Genomic DNA, 20,730 nt, shown 5'->3' with positions numbered 1-20,730 from the left:
TTACATATTGCCTAAACAAAGGACATGCGTCGATGCAAGACCAAGATCACGATCCGGCGGGCAAGCCGCGCAAACGCGGCGCATTTGCCAGAACGCGCGCTAACTTCCTGACCGGAGTGGTCGTGGTTGCCCCAATCGCCGTAACACTTTGGTTGATCTGGACAGTCATTGGCTGGATCGATGGCTGGGTTTTGCCTTTTGTTCCAAATAGTTGGGTGCCGGACTTCAACCTTGGCAATTATGTCAACTGGAATGCACCAGCGCTTGATCAACCCTACCCCACGGGCGAAAATACTAAGTTCCCGGGCTTTGGCGTCGTCATTTTCTTAGTCTTTACGGTCGTTGTTGGATGGCTAACCAAAGGCTTGTTGGGACGCACACTTTTACACTGGGGCGAGCGGATCGTTGATCGTATGCCTGTGGTAAGGTCGGTCTATAACGGGTTGAAACAAATAGCAGAAACTGTTTTTGCCCAAACCGATACCAGCTTTGAACATTCCTGTCTTATTGAGTATCCCCGCAAGGGTATCTGGTCGATTGGCTTTATTTCGACCCAAGCCAAAGGCGAAATTCGCACCCGCGTACCCAACCAAGATTCTGTAACGTCGGTTTTCCTTCCGACCACGCCAAACCCGACATCGGGCTATTTGTTGTTCGTGCCAACGGCCGATGTGATTGTTTTGGACATGACGGTTGAGGATGCGGCGAAACTTGTGATCTCGGCAGGGCTTGTCTACCCGAGCGACACCGCAAAGCAGCTCGCTCAGGCAAAGAAATCCGACGCCTCTGTTGAGGCTGAATTGAAAGACTAAAGCGCCGTCCAACCGCCGTCGATGCTCAACGTGGTGCCCGTCATCTGGCTTGCCGCGTCGGAACAGAGGAACACGGCGGTGACGCCGATTTGTTCTGTCGTTGCGAACTCGCCGCTGGGTTGACGCGCCAGCATGACATCCTGAATGACCGTTTCGCGATCCATATTATGGGTGGCCATTTGATCGGGAATTTGCGCTTCAATAATCGGCGTGAGCACATAGCCCGGACAAATCGCGTTACAGGTGATCTGTTCGCGCGCGGTCTCAAGCCCTGTGGTCTTGGTCAGGCCAACAACTCCGTGTTTCGCCGCGACATAGGCCGATTTATACGGCGAGGCCGTTAACCCATGCGCCGAAGCGATGTTAATGATGCGTCCCCACCCTACGGCCCGCATGATCGGTAAGGCCATTGCAGTGGTGTGAAAAGCCGAGCTGAGATTGATCGCGATGATCGCGTCCCATTTATCCATCGGGAAGGTATCAATCGAGGCGACATGCTGAATACCGGCGTTATTCACGAGGATATCGCATTTACCCGCTTTGGAAATCAAATCGCGGCAATCTTGCGCTTTTGACATATCCGCAGCGATGTAGCGGACGTTAACCTTGTAGCGCCGCGCCAATGCGTCAGCGAGTTCATGGTCTTCGGGGCGATCCGTGAAAGAGTTGAGCACAATATCCGCGCCCGCTGCCGCCAGAGAATCAGCGACTCCCAGACCGATTCCCGAATTTGATCCTGTGATAACAGCGGTTTTTCCAGAAAGTAACATGCGGTCTCCTTGCGATAATTTCTAAGAAACCTAATTGCTGCAACTGCGAAATGCACGTAAGAAATTAAGGTATATGGGGGGTTTTTCCGCCGATAAAAAAATTAACTTTTGCCGAAATTCAGACCAAAAAAAAACGCCAGCACGAAGCTGGCGTTAAGTTATTGAGGCAGGTTTCATACAGGCAAGAAACCTATCGAGCAGTAAGTACTTTATACGCAATTCTTCGCCGCCTTCCAAGCTAAAAGTTTGAAATACCTACAAAGCCTGCGTAATGTCGGCCACATATAACAAAGGGCAGAAGGGGATTGTTGCCAGAATGAAACCAGATATTTTCCAAATAACGAGGCAATCGATCTGTGCACTCGGTATCGTTCTTGCGGCAGGAGTCGCACAGGCCGAGCCCAAGCACGGCTTGTCCATGTATGGTGAGCCCGCGCTACCACATGATTTTGTGTCCCTCCCCTACGTGAACCCCGACGCGCCCAAGGGCGGACGGATCGTTTTGGGCGAGAGTGGCAGCTTCACCAGCCTCAACCCGCACATGCAAAAATCTCAAGTTCCGTGGATGTTAAGATTTTATGCGTATGAGAGCCTGATGGGCCGCTCCTACGACGAACCCTTTACTCTTTACGGACTTTTGGCCGAATCAGTGGAGACCAGCCCCGAGCGCGACTGGGTGGAATTCACCCTGCGCCCCGAAGCAAAATTCGCCGATGGCACTCCCGTTACGGTTGAAGATGTGATCTGGTCCTATGAGACATTGGGCACCATAGGACATCCTCGATACTTGGGCGCGTGGAGCAAAGTCGACAAAATCGAAGCGACGGGCGAGCGGACCGTGCGCCTGACCTTCAACATCGATGATCGCGAGTTGGCCCTAATTATGGGCATGCGGCCGATCCTCAAGAAAGCGCAATGGGACGGGCAGGAATTCAACCAAGGCGGCTTTGATATTATCCCGATCACAACCGCGCCCTATCAAATCGGCGATTTTGACGCTGGAAAATACGTCACCTTGGTCCGTAACCCAGATTACTGGGGCAAGGATCTGCCGTTTATGAAGGGCAAAGCCAACCTTGATGAAATCCGCATGGAATTTTACCTTGATGGTTCGGTAATGTTTGAGGCTTTCAAAGCCGGCTTGCTAACGAGTTTCCGCGAAGGCAATTCCGCCAAATGGGACACCCAATACGGCTTTGACGCGGTCACCCGTGGCGACATCACCAAATCCGAAATTCCACACCAGCGGCCCACAGGGATCGAAGGCTTTGTGATGAATACCCGCAATCCATTGTTTGAGGATTGGCGCGTGCGCGAGGCCTTGATTTCGCTTTATAATTTCGAAGCGATCAACGACACAATCACGGGCGGCGCTTTACCGCGCATCACTTCGTATTTTTCGAACTCGCCTTTGGGCATGCTTGCAGGCCCTGCAGAAGGGCGGGTTGCCGAATTGCTCGCGCCTTTTGCCGACACCCTCAAACCCGGAACGCTGGAGGGCTATACCCTGCCCGTTTCTGACGGCACGCTCACCAATCGCAAAGGCATTCGTCGTGCCGTGGCCCTGTTTAAAGAGGCGGGTTGGGAGATCAAAGACCATGTGATGCAAAACGCCGAAGGCACCCCCTTTGCGTTTGAAATCCTTGTGAATACAGGCGCGGACGAGAACCTTCGCATGGGCAATATGTTCGTAGAATCCCTTATTCCACTGGGGATTGACGCCACGCTTACCCGCATAGACTCGCCGCAACTTAAGGAACGCACACAGGTCTATGATTTTGAAATGGCCTATTACCAAGTTGGCCTGTCGCTCTCTCCTGGTAACGAGCAAATGTTGTATTGGGGCCACGAAGGCATTGAAAACCCCGGCACCCGCAACTGGATGGGAATGAATGAACCCGCCGCCGAAGCGATGATTGATGTGATGCTCACCGCCGAGTCTCAGGATGAGTTCAAAGCCGCCGTGCGCGCCTTGGATCGCGTGTTGATTTCTGGCCGCTATGTCATTCCATTTGCGTATTCTAACATCGCACGTATTGCCCATGACAGCAGCCTCAAGTATCCAGAGCATGTGCCAATCTATGGCGACTGGATTATGTATCACCCGGATGTGTGGTGGTCAGAGGAGACAAAATGACTAAGTTCCTATTTATCATCGCGGCCTGTGCAAGTTTGGCCGCCTGCGCAACGGTTGACGGCGTCGGCCAAGATATCTCTACGGGTGCGCGCAAAGTCAGCAACCTGTAAACGTTTAGAGATGAACGACAAGAGGCGGCCTTCGGGCTGCCTTTTTTGTTGTGTGGAGGGTTAAGTGAGCGAGGTGACCCAAAGGATGGCGGCGTCCTCCGGCGAGACCGAAATTACATTATGGCCCATTGTTCCGTCGTAATACGCACTGTCTCCGCGACGTAATTCAACAGGTTCGTAAAACTCGGTATAGAGCTTCACCACCCCCGTAATCACATAGAGAAACTCCTCGCCATCATGGCGCACCCAGCCGTCAAATTCCTCGATACTGCGGGCGCGGATTTGGGCACGATAGGGCAGCATTTTCTTCTGGGTCAGGGTTCCCGCGAGCAGTTCATGCTCATATGTAGCGGTCAAATGCGCCTCGCCACTGCCCGCTTTTGTTACCGACATCCGCCCGTTCACTTGCGCCTTTGAAGGGGCGGTAAACAGCTGCGGCACCGAAATCTCCAAACCTTCTGCCAGTTTTTTGAGCGCCTCATAGGTTGGCGACATTTGCCCGTTTTCGATTTTCGAAAGGGTCGAACGCGCAAGGCCTGCTTGTTTGGCCGCTTGCTCCAGCGTCCAATTGCGGGATTTGCGCAACTCGCGCACTCGATTGCCAAGGTTAAGCGGCTCACCGAGCGCTTCTTCGCCATTTTCGCGAGCAATGCGCACGATGCTTGTTTGGTTTGGGTCCATAGCCACCTATTATACAGGCCAATCCGCACGCGCAAGCCATCGCCACACCTGCCAACTTCTGTGGATATTTGCACAATCCCTGTGCAACCGTGTAATTTTCAAACTCAACGGTTTACTTTGGGGCACCCTCTGGTATTTTGCGCCGATATATTTCTGGCCGAACAGATGTTTTGCGCCTTCCGAAACCCCAAAAATCCGATCCTAGGGAGGCCACATGGTCCGTCTTGATATTATTTCCGACCCTATTTGCCCTTGGTGCTATGTCGGCAAAGCTAACCTCGACCGCGCATTAACTGAAAACCCAAATCATCCGTTTTCCATCGAATGGCACCCATATCAGCTCAATCCGGATATGCCGCTTGAGGGCATGGATCGGCGTGCGTATCTAGAGGGTAAATTCGGCGGTAAAGAAGGCGCGGTAACGGCCTATGCGCCGCTTGTAAAAGCCGCCGAAGCGGCTGGCTTGACGCTTAATCTTGAGAGCATCAAAACGACACCCAATACCATCAACGCGCACCGTCTTATTCACTGGGCTGGTCTTGAAGATCGTCAAATCGCCGTAATTTCTGCGCTTTTTAAGGCGTATTTCGTTGACGGCCGCAATATTGGCGACACGGATGTCCTCGCGGATATCGCGGATTCCGTTGGCATGGATGCCGCCGTTGTGCGCCGCTTGTTAGAGGGCGATCAAGACATCCAAGACATCCAAGACCGCGACAAACACAGCCGCGAAATGGGCGTCACGGGCGTGCCTTGCTTTATTGTAGCAGGGCAACACGCCGTTCCCGGAGCGCAACCGCCAGAGGTTTGGGCCAAGGTCATCGCCGACATCAACGCACAGTCCGCCCAAGAGGACAAAGACTAGTATTTTCAGCTTCTCGCGCACGCCAGCGCGAGAAGCATTCCTATTAAATTAGCTCCCTGCTGATTACCCCTTCAGAAAGCACACACCATGGCTTCCAAACGCCTTGCCCTCCCCGAATTTGTGTCCCTTGTGGCCATGCTCTTTGCCATGATCGCGTTTTCGATTGACGCCATGCTGCCCGGTTTGCCGATGATGGGGCTCGAATTGACCCCCGATGCGCCAAATCGGATCATGCTGGTTGTCCTTGTTTTTGTACTGGGCATGGGCAGCGGGACGTTTTTCGCAGGCGCGCTTTCTGATGCGTTTGGCCGTAAAACGGTGATCCTGCTTGGGGTCGGAATTTACCTCCTTGGTGCGTTGATTTCCTATTGGTCGCAGTCCTTGGAAGTGCTTCTCGCGGCGCGTTTTCTGCAGGGTGTTGGTGCCTCTGGACCACGGATCGCTGCCCTCGCCATGGTGCGGGACCTGTATCAAGGCTCCATGATGGCGCGCGTGATGTCGATTGCGATGACGATTTTCATGATCGTTCCCGCCATCGCCCCGATGATCGGTCAAGCGATCATTTTCACCTTTGGCTGGCGCGCTGTTTTCGCCGCTTTTGCCCTTGTTTCCTTCGTCGGAGGAATGTGGCTTTTGCTGCGTCAGGCAGAGACCCTCGCGCCAGAAAACAAACGGCCCTTGTCGCTGAAATCCTATTTTTCGGCGGTTGTGGAACTTTGCAAAAACCGCATCGTTATGATCTCAATGTTTGTCCAAACCCTTGTGATCACGTTCCTTTTCTCAACGATTTCCTCCATCCAGCCAACCTTTGAAATGGCCTATAGTCGGGGCGAGAGCTTTCCCTATTATTTCGCCGGTATCGCAGTGATTGCGGGTATATCGAACGTCGTTAATGCGAAATTGGTGGTCCGTCTGGGGATGCGTAAACTGATCACCTCGGCCCTTACGTGCCACGTCATCATGATGAGTATTTTCCTCGCCATGATCGTGTTTTTTGCCATGCCGTTTTGGATGTATCTTGGGCTTGTCACCGTCAATTTCCTCGTGCTCGGATTTTGCATGGGGAACCTTACCGCCCTCGCGCTTGAACCGATGGGCCATATCGCGGGGATGGCTTCGTCGATTACGGCGGGGATCTCGACGGTTCTCGGAGTGGTGCTTGCGATTCCGATCACTCAGAACTTCGACGGAACCGCCTTTGCCCTCACCATTGGGTCTTTCTTGTGCGGTTTGGCGGGGTTGGGATTGATGATCTACCTTGGGCCACGTCCATCCGTCGAAGCTTAGGGTCCGCGGCGTAGCTCCGAAGGTGCAATCCCTTGGCTGCGCCGAAAAGCCCGCGAAAACGCATCGCTAGAACTATAACCAAAGGTGCGGGCGACCACCGCTATGCGCCCGCCCTCCTCTAGCGCTTCTCGGGCGCGCGCAATGCGAAAACTGCGCAGATAGGTGATCGGTGCTTCGCCCATAACCTCCCGAAATTGCGCCATAAAAACCGATCTCGACATGCCGGCCTCTTGCGCCAAATCCTCCGTGCTCCATGCATGCCCTGGGCGGAGATGCACCTGTGTCAAAGCTCGTGACAACCGCGCGTCCGACAGGGCCGCCCAGACCCCTTTATCCACGGTTCCCGTCTCTAGTGCCGCACGCAGGAAATGCACGATTAGGACCTGTGCATAGCCCGCCAACAGGCTGTCTTGACCACATCTGGGCGCAGAGATTTCCCCGACAAACAACGCGACCAGCGGATGAAGCGCGTGGTCATTTGGAATGTGCATTTCAAAGCACCCAACCGAGGCCATCAAGGGGGCCACGGCCCCGCGCCCGCGCAAAACGATACTGGCCGCAACGGGTAAGGACGGATTTGCACCCGATTTCAAAACAAACCCATCCGCAGCCTTCATGACGTGAAAATCCGCATCCTCGTTGAAATGAGGCTGTACCCGCGAGATCTGTAAAGTTTGGATGAGGGCTGCAAGTTTGTCCAAAGTCAGGATTCCTGATCGGGTAAAAGAGATTTATCCGACATTAACTCCTGTATAAGAAAGAGGTCAAGCTTTTCAAAGGAACCAAAATGCTTATACCTCGCCAAAAAACCCCAAACCTTACGCTTCCCCTCGTTGGTGGCGGCACGTTCGACCTTGCCACTGACGGCGCAGACCTTGGGACCGTGATTTGCTTCTTTCGCGGCCTTCATTGCCCCGTTTGCGCGACCTACCTCAAAGAGTTGGAACGCCTGACGCCCGAGTTCGCAAAACGTGGTGTGAAAACCGTCGCAGTTTCGTCAGATGGGCTGGAGCGCAGCACGTCGATGGTAGAAAAAATCAGCGCAGATACGTTGCGCGTGGCTTCCGACTTGCCGCTGCAAGAAGCCCGCGATTGGGGCCTGTATATCTCGACGTCGCGCGGAAAAACCTCCATCGGCATCGAAGAACCAGCCCTATTTTCAGAACCAGGGTTGTTCCTCGTCAACAAGGACGGCTCCCTGTTCTATCTGGCCGTGCAGTCCATGCCCTTCACCCGTCCGCATTTTTCCGAACTTCTTGCGGCCGTCGATTTCGCGATTGATAAAAGCTATCCAGCGCGCGGTGAATACACCGGCGCAGTCTAAAAACGGCTCCCGCCGAGTGCGCGACGCATCAAGATGCTTGGCCCCCGTTGGGCCAAGCCTCGCTCCGCTCGGTAGGGGCAAGGCGCACGACTAGCTTTTTGGTTTGGTCCGCTTTTTCTCGGCGATGAGTTTCTCCGCGAGGTCTTTTGCAACCCCAAAGGCGCCACGAATTTTATCGTTTTCATTGGCCCATTCACGTTGCACAACGATCTTGTTGTCGCGCACTTTGGCATTCCCTTTTTGATCCGATATGAACTCCACCAGACCTTGGGGCGAGGCAAATTTATCGTTATGGAATTGGATAGTCACGCCTTTAGGCCCTGCATCCAGCTTGGCGATCCCTGCCCGTTTGCACATGGCTTTGATCCGCACCACCAGCAACAGCGTATTTACTTCGCGTGGTAATTTCCCAAATCTATCAATGAGTTCGGCGGCGAAGCCTTCAAGCTCAACCTTCAACGTGAGACCAGACAGGCGACGGTACAGACCCAAACGCACATCCAAATCGGGCACGTAGGTTTCGGGAATTAGAACCGGAACGCCAAGGTTGATCTGTGGCGCCCATTGATCGTTGTCATCCGAAAGCCCCTCGCCTGCACCCGATCGAATATTGGCAATCGCTTCCTCTAACATCGCTTGGTACAGTTCGAACCCGACTTCGCGCACATGTCCCGACTGGGCCTCGCCCAACAGGTTGCCCGCGCCGCGAATGTCCAGATCTTGGCTCGCCAGCGTGAAGCCCGCGCCCAAACTGTCGAGACTTCCCAAAACCCTCAACCTTTTCTCGGCTGTTGGCGTCAGGGGCATACGCGGTTTGGTGGTGAGATAGGCATAGGCACGGGTTTTGCTGCGACCCACACGGCCACGGATTTGATACAATTGCGCCAACCCGAACATATCGGCGCGATGCACGACCAACGTGTTGGCCGTTGGAATATCCAAGCCGCTTTCGACAATCGTGGTCGCGACGAGCACATCATATTTCCCGTCGTAAAACGCATTCATCCGGTCATCAAGCTCGCCGGCTGCCATTTGGCCGTGGGCCACAACATAGCTGACTTCGGGCAATTGCGTGCGCAAGAAATCCTCGACTTCGGGCAGGTCCGCAATACGCGGAACCACGTAAAAACTCTGGCCACCGCGATAGTGTTCGCGCAGAAAACCTTCGCGAATTGTGACACTGTCAAACTCGCTGACATAGGTATGAATCGCCAAGCGGTCGACGGGCGGGGTGCCGATGATCGACAAATCCCGCACGCCAGAAAGGCTCATTTGCAGGGTGCGCGGAATGGGCGTGGCTGTGAGGGTGAGCACGTGAATATCGGTGCGCATCTCTTTGAGGCGCTCTTTGTGGCTGACGCCGAAACGTTGTTCTTCATCAATCACCAACAAGCCAAGGTTCTGAAAACGAACGGTTTTAGCGAGTAACGCATGGGTGCCGATGACGATATCGGCGGTGCCACGCTTGATGGATTCGCGGGTGTTGTGGGCTTCTTTTGCGCCGACAAATCGGCTCAACTGGTGCACTTCAATCGGGAAGCCACGGAAGCGTTCGGCGAAGCTTTTGTAGTGTTGGCGCGCGAGCAAAGTGGTGGGCGCAATAACGGCAACTTGGGCGCCGGACATCGCCGCAACAAAGGCCGCACGCATTGCAACTTCGGTTTTGCCAAAGCCCACGTCGCCGCAAATCAGACGGTCCATCGGGCGGCCACTTTCCATGTCGTCTAACGTGTCGTGGATGGCCGACAATTGATCGTCGGTTTCGGTATAGGGGAAGCGTGCGGCGAAGGCGTCCCACATACCTTCGGGCGGCGACATGATGGGGGCGCGGCGTAGGGCGCGTTCGGCGGCAATGCGGATAAGTTTCTCGGCAACCGCGCGAATACGCTCTTTGAGTTTGGCTTTCTTGGCCTGCCACGCGCCGCCACCAAGCTTGTCGAGCATGCCTTCGTCATGGCCGTAGCGACTTAAAAGCTCAATATTTTCAACGGGTAAGTACAGACGATCGCCACCCGCGTACTCCAACAGCAAACACTCATGGGGTGCACCCATCGCGGTGATTGTCTCAAGCCCTGTGAAGCGCCCAACCCCGTGATCGACGTGGACAACAAGGTCGCCAGCGGAGAGGCTTTGGGTTTCGGTCAGGAAATTATCGGCGCGGCGACGGCGTTTGGTGGAGCGGATCAGGCGGTCGCCCAGCACGTCCTGCTCGGAAATAACCGTCAATCCTTCGGCGTAAAAACCCTGTTCCAGCGGCCAAACTGCCAGAAATACACCGCCTTTGCCGTCCGGAATATCGCGGAAATCCTTGATCAGTTGCGCGCCTTCAACACCCTCATCCGCAATCAACCCCTCTAGTCGTTCGCGCGCCCCTTCCGAGAAACTGGCGACAACAACTTGATCGGACTTGCGGCGTTCGTTGATATGTTGGCCGAGTGCTTCGAACAGGTTTGCGTTTTCGAGTTGACGTTCGGGGCTGAAATTGCGCCCGATACGACCCCCCGCATCCACGACGCCGTGGCCTGTGGATTGCGGCAGGATCGCGAGGGTGACAACGCGGTGGTTCTCTACAGCTTTGCCCCAAACCACATCATCGAGATAGAGCTTTTCGGGCGGACAAGGCTTGTACACACTATCGAGCCGCATTTTTGCGGACATCGCGAGGCGGCGCGTTTCATATTGATCTACGATCCCGTCCCAACGTGCCAAACGCGCCGGACCAACTTGATCGTCAAGCACCACAGAAGCTGTTGGAATATAATCAAAAAGGGTCTCAAGACGTTCGTAAAAGAACGGCAACCAATGCTCGACACCTTGATGTTTACGCCCTGCGGAAACCGCCTCATAAAGCGGGTCATCGGTGCCCGCCGCGCCAAATTCTGTTCGGTAATTCTGGCGAAAACTGGTGATCGCGGCGTCGTCCAGAATAACTTCGGAAACGGGAGCGAGTTCGATGTTTTTGATGGTGTCTGTGGTGCGCTGGGTTTCTGCATCAAAACGGCGCAAACCGTCTAGCGTATCACCAAAGAAATCCATCCGAATGGGGCCAGTATCGCCCGGAGGAAAGATGTCGATAATGCCACCGCGCACCGCATAATCGCCGGGTTCAGTAACGGTTGGCGCTTGGGTGAAGCCCATCCGCACCAGAAACGCTCGTAACTGGTCGATATTGATGCGCTCGCCAACCTGTGCCGAAAACGCCGCTTTGCGTAAAATATCACGCGCAGGGACAAATTGCGTGGCCGCAGAAAGCGTTGTCAAAAGGATAAAGCGTTTAGGCATGTTATGCACAAGGGCGGCCAAAACCGCCATCCGCGCCGCCGAGGTATCGGCGTTGGGCGACATACGATCAAACGGCAAACAATCCCACGCGGGAAAGCTCAAAACCGCTGTGTCAGGCGCAAAAAAAGCAAGCGCTGCCTTTAGCGCCGCAAGCCGCTTTGCATCGCGTGCCACATGGATAACCGCGCCGTTGGATTTGGCCAATTCCGCCAACAAAAGATGCGCGTCATAGCCTTCTGGCGCCCCGCTTTGGGTTATGTGCTTGGGCGTTGAAATGGCCACATCGTTCTCCGACCCCATGAGGGGTTATTTTATAATTAGTTGAACAAAACGCTGTAGTTCATGTTCTGGGCCATGCCCCACATTGCGGTCGTAAAGATAGAGAGAACGCCGAGGAGCTGTACATAAATACGGTGACGCATCAATTGCTTCACAAGGGCGAGGCCCTCTGGTTTTTTTTCGTCAATAAGGCGCGCTGTCGAAATCGAAATAAGTCCGACGATCGACATAGGGAACAGCAAAAGGAACACCGCTTGGGCGAATTCGACATTGTAGTAGAAACCCAACATGGCAAGGCCTGTGAGCACAAAACAGCTAAATCCAAGGAGCCAAAGTCCGGACACCGAGGAGATATACAGGATGCGATTGCAACTAATCCGCGTGAGGGCCTGAAGATCATCCATCGCCTCGCCGCCGCGTTTCTTCGCCCGTTGAATCATATCCAGCGGCACACCCAAAACCCAATGGCTGGCCGAGGACCAAATCACAGCGAGGCCAATCCAGTACCAAAGGTTTGAAAATGAGCGTAAATCAATCAGTTCACGAACTGTGGCGTACAAGTCCAAGGGGCATTCCTTCTTCAGAGTCGCATGCCATTTGGCAAGAACTGCGACATTATATCGGGCTTACGCTGATTCCTACCCTTGAGTGACGGGAAAATCCATGCCAACCAAGGACATGAATTGCATGAGGACGTAAAAATGCCGACAATTATTGCCCCTTTCCCGACCGCGCGCCTGCGCCGCTTGAAAAAATCGCCTGCGTTGCGGGCTTTGGTGCGGGAAAATACGTTGTCGCCCGCCGATTTTATTTGGCCAGTTTTTGTGGTCGCTGGCGAAAATACGCGCCAACCAATTGAAAGCATGCCCGGCGTTGAGCGCCTTTCGGTGGATTTAATCGTCGAGGCCGCCCGCGAGGCCGCCGATCTGGGTATTTCCGCGATCTGCCTGTTCCCCTATACTGATGCGTCTCTGAAAACCGAGGATTGCGCCGAAGCGTGGAATCCGGACAACTTGACCAATCGGGCGATCCGCGCTATAAAATCTGCCGTTCCAGAAATCGCTGTGATGACGGATATCGCCTTGGATCCCTATAATATCAACGGCCATGATGGCTATGTTGTGGACGGCGAAATCGTCAATGACGCAACCGTTGAGGCCTTGGTGAAAATGGCCCTCGCACAGGCCGACGCGGGCGCGGATATTCTGGGCCCGTCGGATATGATGGACGGTCGCATCGGCGCAATCCGCACCGCCCTTGAGGCCGCAGGACACCAAAACGTAACGATCCTGTCCTATGCTGCGAAATACGCCAGTGCGTTTTATGGCCCGTTTCGCGATGCAGTTGGCGCTTCTGGCGCCCTTAAAGGCGACAAAAACACTTATCAAATGGATCCCGCTAACAGCGACGAAGCCCTGCGCCTTGTGGCCCGCGATCTGGCCGAGGGCGCGGATATGGTCATGGTCAAACCGGGCATGGTGTATTTAGATATTTGCCACCGCGTAAAATCCGAATTCGGCGTGCCGACCTTTGCTTATCAAGTGTCCGGCGAATACGCGATGCAAATGGCGGCGTCGCAAAACGGCTGGATTGACGGCGACAAAGCCATGATCGAAAGCCTTATGGCCTTCAAACGCGCCGGTTGTGACGGCATTCTAACCTACTTTGCCCCCCGCGCCGCACGGCTTTTAGCTGGACGTTAAATCGGCACGTTTTCGCATTTTTTCGCAACACATACCTATATATAATGACAATATTATGGGACTCCCCTATAGTTTTTAACAAGATCGGGTGTGACCCGACACTAAAAATGGTTTCCAACACGTGTTTGGGACCAACAATTGAGGAACGAAGAAATGAAAACACCAACGCATTTTGAGCGGCTTTCGCGTCGCGGCTTTCTGCTGACAGCAGGTGCTGCTGCGGCAACGACAGCGGCCTGTGGCAATGGCGTGGGCAACGATGGCGCCGCCGTATTGGACCTACAAGTCGACGCTACCGTACGTCATATGTACGCAACGTATCCTGGAACGGTCGACCTTGGCGCGAAATCCACGGGGATGCTGGTAATGCCTGTGGTGACCAAAGCGGGCTTGGGCGTGGGCGGATCGTTTGGCAAAGGCGCGCTGCGCATTAACGACGCGACCGTTGACTACTATTCTGCGACATCCGCTTCGGTTGGCTTTCAAATTGGTGCACAACAACTCGCCTATGTGTTGTTCTTTATGACCGAACCTGCGTTGAACAAATTCCGCGGCGCAAGCGGTTGGGCCGCAGGTGCCGACATCGAATATGCCGTAAATGACAAAGGCAGCAATCTGTCGGTTGCGACAACAACCTCCAATGCGCCAGTGATCGCCGTGGTCTTTGGCCAAGCGGGCTTGATGGCGGGCGCGACGCTCGAAGGATCAAAATACTCGCGCATCATCCCATAAGGGTTTGAGATATAATAAAAAAGGCGGCTCATGTGAGCCGCCTTTTTTTATGACCGAAGGGAAAAAATTCACCCCATATGGCGCAAACGTTTCAACAAGCTTGAGGTGTCCCAACGATTGCCACCAAGTTTCTGCACGTCTTTGTAGAACTGATCGACAAGCGCGGTCATCGGCAAACTCGCGCCATTCTCATCCGCCGTATCAAGGCAAATACCAAGGTCTTTGCGCATCCAATCAACGGCAAACCCGTGGTCATATTCATCGGCTAACATGGTTTTATAACGGTTCTGCATCTGCCAACTGCCAGCTGCACCCGCCGAAATCGTCTCGATCACCGCCTCGCCATCCAGGCCCGCTTTTTCGGCAAAATGCAGCGCCTCGGAAAGCCCTTGAACGACCCCTGCGATACAGATTTGATTGACCATTTTCGTCAATTGCCCTGCCCCGTTTTCGCCTAAACGACGACAAACCTTGGCATAGACCTGCACGATGGGTTCCGCCGCATCATATTTATCCTGATCGCCCCCACACATCACCGAAAGTGCGCCGTTTTCGGCACCTGCTTGGCCGCCGGACACGGGCGCATCGACAAATCCAATGCTGGTTTCTGCGGCAATCGCGTAAAGTTCGCGGGTGACGGCCGCCGAAACCGTGGTGTGGTCAACGAAAATCGCGCCCTCCGCCATAGATTGAAACGCCCCGTCTGGCCCCGTGCAAACTGCGCGTAAATCATCGTCATTCCCCACGCAGGAAATCACAAAGTCCGCGCCTTTGGCTGCAAGCGCGGGTGTCGGCGCAAAATTGCCACCGTGTTCCTTCGCCCAAGCCTCGGCTTTAGCGGTTGTACGGTTGAAAACCGTTACCTCATGCCCCGCCGCCGCAAGATGTCCTGCCATGGGATAGCCCATAACGCCTAGTCCCAAGAAAGTGATTTTCGCCATAGCTTTTCTCCCAAAGTTTTTTCGCGTAGACACTGGAAACCCATCGGAATTCCATGCCGAGTCTCTTTGGGGCAGACCTTAATGTATACAATCCGCGCGTCAACCTGGAGCCGTCATGTCGACCTTTGTTAAATGGCTTACCCGTCTATTTCTGGCTCTTGCGACCTTGATCGCATTGGCTTTTTTCAGCGTTTACTACTTGGCCAGCCGTTCCATTCCCGAATATGACGCCGATTATGTTGTGACCGGCATCACGGGCGACGTCGAAATTATCCGTGACAACGCCAGTGTGCCCCATATTTTTGGCGCAACCGACGAGGACGTCTATTTCGGCCTTGGATTCGCCCATGCACAGGATCGCTTATGGCAAATGGTTCTGATGCGCCGCACCGCTGAAGGCCGCTTGTCGGAGCTTTTTGGTGAACGCGCTTTGCAAGTCGACGACCTGATGCGCCGCCTTGATATCTATGACTTGGCCAAACGCTCGGTGCGCGACCAAGATCCCGAAACTACGCTGGCGCTCAATGCCTATGCGCGGGGCGTCAACAGTTGGCTTGCGCAAATCAATACGGGGGCGTTGGGACGTGGCGCGCCGGAATTTTTCCTGTTTCCCACAGCCATTGCCCCGTGGACTCCCGCGGATTCCATCGCCGTTGGGAAAATAATGGCGCTGGAATTTTCAGGCCAGCTTGAAGATGAAATTTTGCGCACGCGGGCGATTTTGGCCCTCCCCAAAGAGCGGGTCAAAGACCTGTTGCCCGATCCCTTGGGCATGCCGATCAACGCGTTGCCAGAATACACCAGCCTGTTCCCCAAGTCTGAATACCCGATCTATGCGCAATTCGCGGAACCTCTCGACCCGATGATCGCGGCCCTTACGCCGTTCAAAAAACGCGCTTTTGCAGGCGCGTCGAACGCTTGGGCCGCCGCGCCATCGCGTTCAGCGGCGGGAGCGACACTGCTCGCCAACGATCCGCATTTGGGCTTTTCCGCGCCATCGATCTGGTATCTTGCACGGATCGAGTTGCAACAGGGCGGCATCATTGGCGCCTCAATTCCGGGCGTCCCTGTGATCCTCTCTGGGCGCTCGGACTACATCGGTTGGGGGCTGACGGCAGCGTTCATGGACGATCAAGACCTGTTTATTGAGCAGCTCAACCCCGAAGACTCCGAGGAATACCTGACGCCCACCGGATACAAACGTTTTGAAATTCGCCAAACCATCGTCCATGTGAAGGACGCCGCGCCGCGCACCCTGACTTTGCGTTGGACTGAAAATGGCCCTGTCCTACCGCCAAGCCACTATAATGTCGGGAAAATCACCCCCCAAGGCCACGTCGCCACCCTTGGTTGGACCGCGCTTTCAGCGCATGACACCTCCGTGAGCGCCTTGATGAAGCTGATGAAATCCAAAACCATCGACGAGGCCATTGCCGCAGGCGAAACCTATATCGGCAGTGCGCAAAACGTGACGTTGGTGGACGGCAAGGAAATTGCTCTCAAGACCTTCGGCGCGGCCCCGCGTCGCGCCTATAACCACCAAACCCAAGGCCGCACACCGGCCCCCGGATGGCTGGAAAACAACCGTTGGCAAGGGCGCATGCCCTATAGTTTCAACCCCGAATTCCGTGAACCTGCGGGGGGTATTTTGGGCAATACCAACAACCAGATTATCGACCGTCCCTTCCCCAATCATATAAGTTTTTACTGGGGGGATACCGAACGCATTGAGCGTTGGAAAAAGCTGATGCAAAACCGCGAAGTCCACACCCGCGAGAGTTTCATCGAAGGCCAGCTTGATACCGTGAGCTATACCGCGCGCCGCATTCTGCCGTTGATTGCCGCCGATCTATGGTTTTCCGGCGCACAGGCTCCGGACGGCACCATCGAACGCCGCCGCCAAATCGCGCTCGATCTTTTGGCAAATTGGAACGGGGAAATGAATGAACACCTCCCAGAACCGCTGATCTATGCGGCGTGGATGCGGGCCTTGCAAAAACGGTTAATCCAAGACGAACTAGGGCCGCTTGCCTATGAGTTCACCCACGTCAATCCCGTGTTTATCGACCGCGTGTACCGCGATACCGACGGCGCAAGCGCGTGGTGTGACATCGTGCAATCCACCCAGCCCGAGAATTGCAAGGACCTCGCGCAGATTGCCTTGGACGATGCGCTTTTATGGCTAGACCAGACCTATGGTTCCGCGTTGACGTCGTTGCGTTGGGGGGATGCGCATCAGGCAACCCACGACCATGCGGTTCTAGGAAAAACGCCTATTCTCAAATGGTTCGTCAATATTCGCCAAAGCACTTCAGGCGGTGATAACACCCTTATGATGGGCCTCACCTCTGGCACGGAAGACGAACCGTTTTCCAATGTTCAAGGGGCGGGCTATCGCGGTGTTTATGATTTCGCAGACCCTGACAGTTCTGTTTTCATCATCGCAACGGGGCAATCGGGCCATCCGTTAAGTCGCCATTATGATGATATGGGGCAGCTTTGGCGCCGCGGGGAATACCTCCCGATGAGCCTTGATCCCGCCCTCGCGCGTGCGGGTTCCGTTGGGATTGCAACCTTGAGTCCGGAACCAAAGTAACGTGAAAGGTCGCGCCAAATCCATGGCGCGCCTTTTACATATCGCGGAAGTTTTTCTCTTGGCGTGCAGTCCAGTGAACCTTGAGGTGGAACCCGTCTTCGCCTTGGGTCTCGGCCTCAACCAAGCCCTCTGAAAACAGCCAGGCGCGTTTTTTACCGTCGCTATACGGCAGCACAAGATCACGGTACGTTTTGGGGTCGGTCAAAGCTTCGGACACCGCATCAAGCAGCGCCTCAATGCCTTGGCCTGTAATCGACGAGGTGGCAAAAATTGCCTCTTCGCGCTCGGATTTGGCAAGAATACCCTCTTGTTCTTGGTCATCCAAAAGATCGACTTTGTTCCACACTTCAATCAACGGCGTCTCCTTAGACACGCCAAGATCGGTCATGATGGTTGTCACATCGCGCGATTGCTGATCGGTCAACGGATGCGAAATATCACGCACGTGCAAAATCAAATCGGCCTCAAGAACTTCTTCCAAAGTGGCGCGAAACGAGGCGACCAATTGTGTGGGAAGTTCGGAAATAAAACCAACCGTATCCGAGAGGATAATCGTTCGGCCGGACGGTAATTCAACCGAACGCATGGTTGGATCTAGTGTGGCAAACAACATGTCCTTCGCAAAGACATTAGCCCCCGTTAAGCGATTGAAAAGCGTAGATTTCCCAGCATTGGTATAGCCAACCAAGGCGACCACAGGGAACGGTACGCGTGCGCGCGATTGCCGATGCAAGGCGCGGGTGCGGACAACTTTTTCAAGCTGGCGCTTGAGGTTGTTGATGCGTTCATCAAGAGCACGACGGTCGGCCTCGACCTGCGTTTCGCCCGGTCCGCCCACAAATCCAAGCCCACCGCGTTGGCGCTCAAGGTGGGTCCATGCCCGCACAAGGCGGGTGCGTTGGTACGACAATGCCGCCACTTCAACCTGCAACACACCCTCACGGGTACGCGCCCGATCCGAGAAAATCTCAAGGATCAAACCCGTGCGGTCGAGGATTTTGACGTTCCACTCTTCTTCGAGGTTGCGCTGTTGAACGGGCGTTAACGTACCGTCAATGATGACGAGATCAACATGGGTTTCCAAAAACTGTTGTTTAAGCTCTTCGGTTTTGCCTTTGCCAAACAACCACCCAGCCCGAATCTTGGGAACGGGTACAATTGTCGCTCCGACAACATCGGTTTCGGGCATCGCCTCAGCGAGAGAAACCGCCTCTTGCAAAGCGAATTCTGGATCACGGCGAAAGCGGTCGTTACGCAAATCAGGATGCAGCACCCAAACCGGCGTTACGGACTTCTCGGGAATTTCTTCGCCCATTTTTGCCTATTCTTCGCCGTCGTAAAGGCTGATCGGCTGAGACGGCATGATTGTTGAAATCGCGTGTTTATACACCAGCTGAGATTGACCATCGCGACGCAAAAGCACGCAGAAATTGTCAAACCAAGTGATAACACCCTGAAGTTTCACACCGTTAATGAGGAAAATAGTAACTGGAACCTTTGTCTTGCGAACATGATTCAGAAAGGCGTCTTGTAAATTCTGTTTGTCGGCAGCCATTGTTTTATAGCCTTTTTTCTTGTTTTTATATGCCAGCACTAAAGGCTGTTTCGGTCTTATCTGTCAGTATGACTATCCATGCGTATAGTTTCTAGTGCAAAAAAAGCATCAAAATTTATGAAATGGTAATTTTGCCGCTATCGACGCCATGTGTCGGGGTTTAAAAGCGCGATAACGGCAAGGGTTTCGAGCCGTCCCACCACCATTGCCGCCCCTAAAACCAGCTTTACCGTGGGTGACAAGGTCGCATAAGAAATCGGTGTTTCCGTCACGACATTTGCCAAGGGTCCAGTTGTCGTTAGCGCCGCGATTGTCAAAATCAGCGCATTGTCGAAACCAACACCGTTATAGGCCAAGAGCAGCATCACGAAGGACACCGAGAGGGCAAACAGCATGAAGAAAATCCACGCAACATAAGCCCCACGCCGCCGTAAATGGCGCACCGCAGGCCCCGATCCCGCGACACTTGTGGGATGGATAATCCGTTCAATTTCGCGCTGCCCGTTTTTATAAAGCGCATAAATCCGCAACAACTTCACTCCGCCCGCCGTGGTGGCCACACCGCCACCAACCATCGCCAAGCCAAGTGGAATAAGCCCTGGTGTCGCGAGACCCGACCACCGGCTCGCTTGCGTCCAAGAGGCGCTCTCAAAACCTGTGGTCGAAAGGAAAGAAACTGTCGTAAAGATACTCCCCCAAAGGGCCGAAAGTGCTTGGCGCGCATCCTCAACCGATTGTTCTTCGAGGGCACCAAACCAATGGCGCATAAAAATCAGCGACGGTACCGCCATAATAAGAAAGGTCGCGATGCGGATTTCAGGATCAGTTTTAAGAACCTTGATGCTACGGGCCTTCATATCAGACGAAAAAGTCAGGCGTGACAGGGCAAAACACATGCCAATCAGGACGACAAATTCGCCAAACCCCGCGGATGAGTTGTTTTGCATACCGCCCGTGGCCGAAATCCCGCTGGTTGCAAAGGTCGACATTGAGTGAATAAGCGCCCCAAATGGTCGGTCACCCGCGATAATTAAAAAGACCCAAAATACCGCCGTTAACCCGCTATAAATCGGGAGGAGTCGAAGGGCCGCACGTTGCAAACGCACGGACCCACCGGCAACGCGGGAGATCTGGGACAGGCTCGATCCCGTTCCGTGCCGCCCCTCAGCCAAGACCTCAAATCCGCCGAGATTCAACGGCGCAAGGATGGCCACGGCACTTACCCAAACGAAAAACCCACCCAGCCACGCCACCAAAGCCCGCCATAAATGCACAGAACGGGGCAGTTGCGCTGGGTCGGCATATTGCGTCGCGCCCGTCGTCGTTATTGACGAAACCATCTCGAAATACGCTTCGCCAAACGTCGATGTTGTTACTGTTTGATGAAAGGGCACCGCGAGCATCATCGGCAGCAGCACAAAACACACAAAAAGCGACAGGAGATGGGAGCCCGTCTCATTACGCGGCTTATAATTTGCGGTTGCCAGCGCGATAATCAACGTGAAAATCAGGAACAACAACCCGCCGTAAAAGAAGACCCTCGCCGTTTGAAAATCACGCGTTGCTCCTGCGTGAAGCGCGGGCAAAAACATCGCCACCGATCCGATCCCCATCAGGATCACAAACAACGGCAGGCCAAGGATACGGGCTAACATG

At 54.3% G+C, this 20,730-nt stretch carries 18 protein-coding genes; 9 read left to right on the top strand and 9 right to left on the bottom strand.

From position 1 onward, the window contains the following. The first annotated feature begins 32 nt into the window (after positions 1 to 32). Positions 33 to 812: a DUF502 domain-containing protein gene (locus AB9F27_RS08900; protein WP_335585550.1), complete on the top strand. Its 780-nt coding sequence runs from the start codon at positions 33 to 35 to the stop codon at positions 810 to 812. On the opposite strand, the gene AB9F27_RS08895 is transcribed toward AB9F27_RS08900, so the two are convergent. Beyond that, complete coding sequence (locus AB9F27_RS08895; RefSeq protein ID WP_335585549.1) at positions 809 to 1,582, bottom strand: 3-hydroxybutyrate dehydrogenase; 774 nt, start codon at positions 1,580 to 1,582, stop codon at positions 809 to 811. The two genes, AB9F27_RS08900 and AB9F27_RS08895, sit on opposite strands and share 4 nt — an antisense overlap. A gap of 316 nt (positions 1,583 to 1,898) precedes the next feature. Between AB9F27_RS08895 and AB9F27_RS08890 the strand changes: the two genes are divergently transcribed. Both AB9F27_RS08890 and AB9F27_RS08885 read left to right on the top strand, forming a co-directional pair. Further along, positions 1,899 to 3,719 carry an extracellular solute-binding protein gene (locus tag AB9F27_RS08890; RefSeq protein WP_335585548.1) on the top strand — a complete coding sequence of 607 codons (1,821 nt, stop codon included), beginning with the start codon at positions 1,899 to 1,901 and terminating at the stop codon, positions 3,717 to 3,719. Further along, the gene (locus AB9F27_RS08885) at positions 3,716 to 3,829 is read left to right on the top strand and encodes a hypothetical protein (RefSeq protein ID WP_062628328.1); all 114 of its coding nucleotides are present in this window, start codon (positions 3,716 to 3,718) and stop codon (positions 3,827 to 3,829) included. The genes AB9F27_RS08890 and AB9F27_RS08885 overlap by 4 nt, the downstream gene beginning before the upstream one ends. A gap of 60 nt (positions 3,830 to 3,889) precedes the next feature. Here the strand turns inward: AB9F27_RS08885 and AB9F27_RS08880 are convergent, their stop codons facing one another. Then, complete coding sequence (locus tag AB9F27_RS08880; protein WP_335585547.1) at positions 3,890 to 4,510, bottom strand: XRE family transcriptional regulator; 621 nt, start codon at positions 4,508 to 4,510, stop codon at positions 3,890 to 3,892. Positions 4,511 to 4,724: 214 nt separating this feature from the next. On the opposite strand from AB9F27_RS08880, the gene AB9F27_RS08875 reads away from it, so the two are divergent. Together AB9F27_RS08875 and AB9F27_RS08870 are read left to right on the top strand one after the other, a co-directional pair. Beyond that, complete coding sequence (locus tag AB9F27_RS08875; RefSeq protein WP_335585546.1) at positions 4,725 to 5,375, top strand: DsbA family oxidoreductase; 651 nt, start codon at positions 4,725 to 4,727, stop codon at positions 5,373 to 5,375. An 87-nt stretch (positions 5,376 to 5,462) separates the two neighbouring features. Continuing rightward, complete coding sequence (locus AB9F27_RS08870) at positions 5,463 to 6,662, top strand: MFS transporter (RefSeq protein ID WP_335585545.1); 1,200 nt, start codon at positions 5,463 to 5,465, stop codon at positions 6,660 to 6,662. Here the strand turns inward: AB9F27_RS08870 and AB9F27_RS08865 are convergent. Continuing rightward, the gene (locus AB9F27_RS08865) at positions 6,659 to 7,363 is read right to left on the bottom strand and encodes an AraC family transcriptional regulator (protein WP_335585544.1); all 705 of its coding nucleotides are present in this window, start codon (positions 7,361 to 7,363) and stop codon (positions 6,659 to 6,661) included. The two genes, AB9F27_RS08870 and AB9F27_RS08865, sit on opposite strands and share 4 nt — an antisense overlap. A gap of 86 nt (positions 7,364 to 7,449) precedes the next feature. Here AB9F27_RS08865 and AB9F27_RS08860 point away from each other — a divergent pair, with 86 nt between their 5' ends. Further along, positions 7,450 to 7,986, top strand: a complete 537-nt coding sequence (locus tag AB9F27_RS08860; RefSeq protein ID WP_335585543.1) for a peroxiredoxin-like family protein — start codon at positions 7,450 to 7,452, stop codon at positions 7,984 to 7,986. A gap of 90 nt (positions 7,987 to 8,076) precedes the next feature. Here the strand turns inward: AB9F27_RS08860 and mfd are convergent, their stop codons facing one another. Then, positions 8,077 to 11,568 carry a transcription-repair coupling factor gene (gene mfd / locus AB9F27_RS08855; RefSeq protein WP_369757656.1) on the bottom strand — a complete coding sequence of 1,164 codons (3,492 nt, stop codon included), beginning with the start codon at positions 11,566 to 11,568 and terminating at the stop codon, positions 8,077 to 8,079. 17 nt (positions 11,569 to 11,585) lie between these two features. After that, entirely contained in the window at positions 11,586 to 12,113 is a 528-nt protein-coding gene (locus AB9F27_RS08850) for a component of SufBCD complex (protein WP_335585541.1), read from the bottom strand. 135 nt (positions 12,114 to 12,248) lie between these two features. On the opposite strand from AB9F27_RS08850, the gene hemB reads away from it, so the two are divergent. Further along, a complete protein-coding gene (gene hemB / locus AB9F27_RS08845; RefSeq protein ID WP_335585540.1) occupies positions 12,249 to 13,250 on the top strand; it encodes a porphobilinogen synthase in 1,002 nt (333 codons plus the stop codon). Between the two features lie 153 nt (positions 13,251 to 13,403). Continuing rightward, positions 13,404 to 13,982 (top strand): YSC84-related protein, encoded by a 579-nt coding sequence (locus AB9F27_RS08840; protein WP_039003558.1) that lies wholly within the window; start codon positions 13,404 to 13,406, stop codon positions 13,980 to 13,982. 68 nt (positions 13,983 to 14,050) lie between these two features. Here AB9F27_RS08840 and AB9F27_RS08835 read toward each other — a convergent pair whose 3' ends face one another. Further along, positions 14,051 to 14,956 (bottom strand): NAD(P)-dependent oxidoreductase, encoded by a 906-nt coding sequence (locus AB9F27_RS08835; RefSeq protein WP_335585539.1) that lies wholly within the window; start codon positions 14,954 to 14,956, stop codon positions 14,051 to 14,053. 82 nt (positions 14,957 to 15,038) lie between these two features. On the opposite strand from AB9F27_RS08835, the gene AB9F27_RS08830 reads away from it, so the two are divergent. Beyond that, positions 15,039 to 17,519, top strand: coding sequence for a penicillin acylase family protein (locus AB9F27_RS08830; RefSeq protein WP_335585538.1), 2,481 nt, complete (start codon positions 15,039 to 15,041; stop codon positions 17,517 to 17,519). 34 nt (positions 17,520 to 17,553) lie between these two features. Here AB9F27_RS08830 and hflX read toward each other — a convergent pair whose 3' ends face one another. The 3 genes from hflX to AB9F27_RS08815 all read right to left on the bottom strand — a co-directional run bounded on the left by hflX (position 17,554) and on the right by AB9F27_RS08815 (position 20,729). Next, positions 17,554 to 18,834: a GTPase HflX gene (gene hflX, locus AB9F27_RS08825; protein WP_335585537.1), complete on the bottom strand. Its 1,281-nt coding sequence runs from the start codon at positions 18,832 to 18,834 to the stop codon at positions 17,554 to 17,556. Positions 18,835 to 18,840: 6 nt separating this feature from the next. Further along, positions 18,841 to 19,074, bottom strand: coding sequence for an RNA chaperone Hfq (gene hfq / locus AB9F27_RS08820; RefSeq protein ID WP_039003554.1), 234 nt, complete (start codon positions 19,072 to 19,074; stop codon positions 18,841 to 18,843). 137 nt (positions 19,075 to 19,211) lie between these two features. Further along, positions 19,212 to 20,729: a potassium transporter TrkG gene (locus tag AB9F27_RS08815; protein ID WP_335585536.1), complete on the bottom strand. Its 1,518-nt coding sequence runs from the start codon at positions 20,727 to 20,729 to the stop codon at positions 19,212 to 19,214. Position 20,730 lies beyond the last annotated feature (1 nt).

The sequence above is a fragment of the Falsihalocynthiibacter sp. CO-5D18 genome (assembly GCF_041205445.1).
Classification (GTDB): Bacteria; Pseudomonadota; Alphaproteobacteria; order Rhodobacterales; family Rhodobacteraceae; genus Falsihalocynthiibacter; species Falsihalocynthiibacter arcticus.
Note: the sequence above shows the minus strand (reverse complement) of the source record. Positions and strands in the feature narration are given on the sequence as shown.